We start from the raw sequence: 4184 nt of genomic DNA, 5'->3' as shown, positions 1-4184 counted from the left end.
CACATTTTGTACCCTAAGTCTGCACATTTTGTACCCTAAGTCTGCACATTTTGTACCCTATAAAAGCTGAAATCCCTTGCCGCTCTAAGGCTTTTAAGAGCCTTAAATATATATAAAATATAATTAAATATATATAAAAAGGGTCTCACTTCGTTCGCTCCTCTATTCCCTAATTACAAATCAAGCTATCTATCAAAAATTAACCCTAATTTTTACTATTTAGCAAAAATATGTTATAATTTAACCAACAACAAGAGTAGTGAGTTCATCACGCTAAACGAAAAGCACCCTGTCCGCCAAGACTTAGGGTGCTTTTTTTGCGCCAGCTACAACACACTAGCGTTCGTGAAAAGTGACACTATTCCTTGTTGTCATCGAAGCGCTTTTCAATCCACTTCATCCCATAGGCTTTCCCCAACTCGTACGCTAAGGGCAACACTACTCGGATAACAACAAGAAGAGTAATGAGTTCTAACATGCTAAACACCTCCTTTCGAAGGCTTAGTGCCAGAATATTGCTATTATACCATGACCTTTTTCTAAAAAGCAAAGTATGATAATCTTTTTCTTTGCTTGCTTTATTCCATGGTCTATTTGACAACAAGTAACCTAGGTCGTTAGTCTTTGGTTTATCGGGCAGCTGAACAAAGTTCAGACTGAACCGTCCTAACCAGTCTAACTTGACCTAGCTTGTTGTCAAATAGCTTTCACGGCATAAATCGCTCAGACGCTCTCAGAAGCCATATTTTCCCCTCTAACGCATTTTAATATCAAAACTATAGAATCCACCCTAAAACTAAAAACGAGCGCCCATAAGCCTTCTAGGGGCTATTTACGCTCGTTTAACGCTTTGAGTAAAACTCATAGTCCAAAACTATTGAGACAGTTCACGGTTTGGAGATTGAGGTGCTACCAAAATACTTGCCATTTATGCCTTACTAGCTGAATAGAGGCTGATTTCTCAATCAATATTCTCTTCCATCGGTAAAGTTTCAATAAAGGTTAGTAATACACTTCATATTCGCCTTATCCACCTTTTACTTTTTCAATTACTTCCTGTTAGAAATAAAAAATTTATCAATGAATAATAAGTGAAATGATGCAAGTGTAATTCCCAAATAGCACCCATAATAAGAGATATCTTGATGGGTAAGGGGGAAAAGAGTATTATTACCCATCAAGAGGGATGACAAAATCACAAATAGTATCCAGAATAAATCAGTCCATTTATATTTTGAAAAATATTTTTTCCACATAAGAATACCTTCTTTCTTTACCACAATACTATTATATGATACAATGTAAGCGAATACAAACAAAAAGGAGAAAAGCTCATGAAAACTACTAAATTTTTTGCAACTGCTATTTCTGCAGGTATATTAACTTTTAGTCTTACTTCGCCGTCTCTTGTCTTTGCACAAAGTGTGACACCCCTACCGAAATCTCATGTTGCTAGACTCCAGACTAATCAAGTCAAATTTGAAGAGGATGTTTTTTATAGTTTAGACGAACTTTTTGCATCTACTGATTTAAGCGTTGAAGAACAAGAGAGAATTACTCAAGATATTTTGAAAGTCATCGAAACTGACGGAAAATCAATGGACAGAACTGTTATGAGAACTGTAATAAAACGATTAAGTCATTCCGAAGTCCAAAGTATCGTAAATTCAAGTGACCCTATAGGTGACTTGATGGGATATCTTCCTTATGTAGGAGGTATATATTCAGTTTTACGTTCTTTTTCTCTAGAAACATTTCGGACAGCTGCAAGAAATGGATGGGGATTGGAGTATGTAGTTGTTGCAGATAGAGATAATCCAACTTCAACAGGGATATACTTTTATTGGAGATACGTTAAGTAACAAAATATAAATATATCTTAAAAATAAACAGAAAAAATAAAATAAAAAAAGAATTTAGGAGCTGCTTCCTAAATTCTTTTTTTATTTTGGTTTGGTGGCTGTTCTCTGTTGCTTGTTGTATCACTTCAGCAATGGTTGGTTATCGATTATCAGTGAACTGCATTTCATAACCAATGACCTTCCTCTCCAATCAGCTATATAAATATGCTACCCCACACCCTATAACGCCTCTACGGGCTATTTACGCTCGTTTAATGTTTTAAGTAATAACTCGTATATCAATTCTTGCTGTTTTTCAATCATACCAAGACGGCGCATGACCTTTTCTTCAAACGTGGCATCATAGCTATCTTTTCTCAGTCGAGAACGTATCTCATCCACTCCTGAAGGAGATATACGATACACTCCATCCTTTTGTTCAACCTGGAAAATATTTAAATTTTTTCTGTGATACTTTACCAGGTCTTTTGATATCCCTAACTCCTCTGCGACCTCTTTTAGTGTTTTCCAATCTGACATGACTTTAAAACCTCCTTACTAGCATAATATCGTTGTGGCAAGCGTAGCATATGGTTATCAACTTACCAGTAAGTTTACCACATGCTAGGTCAGTTTCAAAATGAAAACTGATTTTTGGGAGCCCCCAAACCCCTTGTTTAGTTTTTACTAGGTAATTTACCTTTCTAGCCTCCAAAAGAGCATAAGGGAAACTGATATCACGTGCCGTGATATGTTGATAGTATCAACGTTTTCGGTACCGGTAATTTTCTCGGCTTCGCCTACTTACACACACTATCCTGTTTATCACCCTTTTTGACTATCTCACACTTTAACACACTCTTATCTCATACAGATACACACAAAAAAAGAGATGCTGATTTCTCAATCAACAATCTCTTCAGCTGGTAAGATATAAAACGGCAAGTATTTTGGCAGTTCCTCAATCTCCAAACCGAGAACGTCTGCTAATTCAGCAATCTCTCTCATCAACTCGTCGATTTCACCCTCTAGTAACTCATAACGTTTTTTATCCAACACTTTTTTCACTCGAGCAATTTGACTAGCCACGAATTCAAATTGAAGTTCAATAGCGCTTCGAGAACTGTCCCAATAGTTTTGGGCAATAGCCTGCTTTTTCTCTGTAGCTTGTAGATGGTCAGCCAAGGCATTAAAACTATCCCATGCAGTACTTTCCCACTGCTCAGCTTCTTCTACTTGCCTTAATAATCTATTTCTTTCAGCTTTTAATTTTTCGATATCGTTTATTAGTTCTGCTCTTTCTGTCATTTTGTTGTTCCTTTTCTGCGTTCATTAGTCTAAAAAATCATAAATGTCTGTTTGAACTTCATGAGATTCTGAACTATTCAGTCTAGCCAACATTTCTTGCTTTTTGCGTTCCAATTCGGCTTTTGTCTCTTCGCTTGTCATGTTCACGTAATCAGTATTTGACCAACTAGGCACGTTTGACTTGCTTTTCTGCTTATATTTTGGCTTATTAAATTTATTTGGAACATACGATTCGGACATTTCAGGATTCCAAGTGAACTCGTAGCCTAGAACTGGATTGCCACGCTTGTTTGACTTGATTTTTTTAACCTTTAGATTTTGGAAATAAGGGGAAAGTTGGCTCAGAATAGGTTTTAATACAAGTCTATCAATCTCACTAGGTCTATATGTTTTCGGGGTATCTAATATCCGTTTCAAATCCTCAACAGAGAACTCTTTCTGTCCCAGTGTTCTCCATTGCTTGAGAAGTCTATACATAGTTTTGGCATAGGTTGAGCGAATGGAGGTAAATTCTTCTAGCTCATACCGTGTAAACTGAGTTTCTAGCTTGTTCAAAATATAGTCAAAATTGGCGGACACCTTAACTTCGATTGTCCGTTTCTCTAAGTCCACCTCAAATATTTCAAACAAAGTCATTACTCTAAATTTTCTCTCAGATTGCTCAAAGTAAGTTAGCTGTCCAATTTTTTTAACTGCTGTAGTTATCGTCTCTTCCCAACGATACTTTCTAGATGAACTAGCAAGTGACTTTAACTCGTCAGTATCAAACACGAGCTTTTTCAAACCTTGTTCTTTTGCTTTTGTCAGTATCGTGAAAAAGAAATTCATCTCTTCTGCAGTCCATGTCCGCATAACAACTGTATTTAAATCATTGTGATATTTTACTACCTCGCCAGTCATAAAGACACCTCCGTTTATTGTCTTTATAATATCATACTTTAAATTAAAAGACAATATATATCTTGTATTTAAATATGCACATTTTGTACCCTAAGTCTGCACATTTTGTACCCTAAGTCTGCACATTTTGTACCC

General features: G+C 36.2%; 5 protein-coding genes. 1 reads left to right on the top strand and 4 read right to left on the bottom strand.

The window, feature by feature from the left end; all coding sequences use genetic code 11:
• Positions 1-1049: 1049 nt before the first annotated feature.
• Positions 1050-1256, bottom strand: coding sequence for a hypothetical protein (locus ADI74_RS11300; RefSeq protein WP_049537192.1), 207 nt, complete (start codon positions 1254-1256; stop codon positions 1050-1052).
• Positions 1257-1334: 78 nt separating this feature from the next.
• On the opposite strand from ADI74_RS11300, the gene ADI74_RS04105 reads away from it, so the two are divergent.
• Positions 1335-1862 (top strand): hypothetical protein, encoded by a 528-nt coding sequence (locus tag ADI74_RS04105; protein ID WP_049537190.1) that lies wholly within the window; start codon positions 1335-1337, stop codon positions 1860-1862.
• 237 nt (positions 1863-2099) lie between these two features.
• Here ADI74_RS04105 and ADI74_RS04100 read toward each other — a convergent pair whose 3' ends face one another.
• The 3 genes from ADI74_RS04100 to ADI74_RS04090 form a co-directional block, all read right to left on the bottom strand.
• Positions 2100-2381, bottom strand: a complete 282-nt coding sequence (locus ADI74_RS04100) for a hypothetical protein (RefSeq protein WP_049537188.1) — start codon at positions 2379-2381, stop codon at positions 2100-2102.
• Between the two features lie 363 nt (positions 2382-2744).
• Positions 2745-3149, bottom strand: a complete 405-nt coding sequence (locus tag ADI74_RS04095) for a hypothetical protein (RefSeq protein ID WP_049537186.1) — start codon at positions 3147-3149, stop codon at positions 2745-2747.
• A gap of 24 nt (positions 3150-3173) precedes the next feature.
• A complete protein-coding gene (locus ADI74_RS04090) occupies positions 3174-4049 on the bottom strand; it encodes a replication initiation protein (protein WP_065428539.1) in 876 nt (291 codons plus the stop codon).
• Positions 4050-4184: the final 135 nt, after the last annotated feature.

The organism is Streptococcus pseudopneumoniae, assembly GCF_001074565.1.
Classification (GTDB): Bacteria; Bacillota; Bacilli; order Lactobacillales; family Streptococcaceae; genus Streptococcus; species Streptococcus pseudopneumoniae_J.
This window is presented reverse-complemented; position numbering and strand designations above follow the sequence as displayed.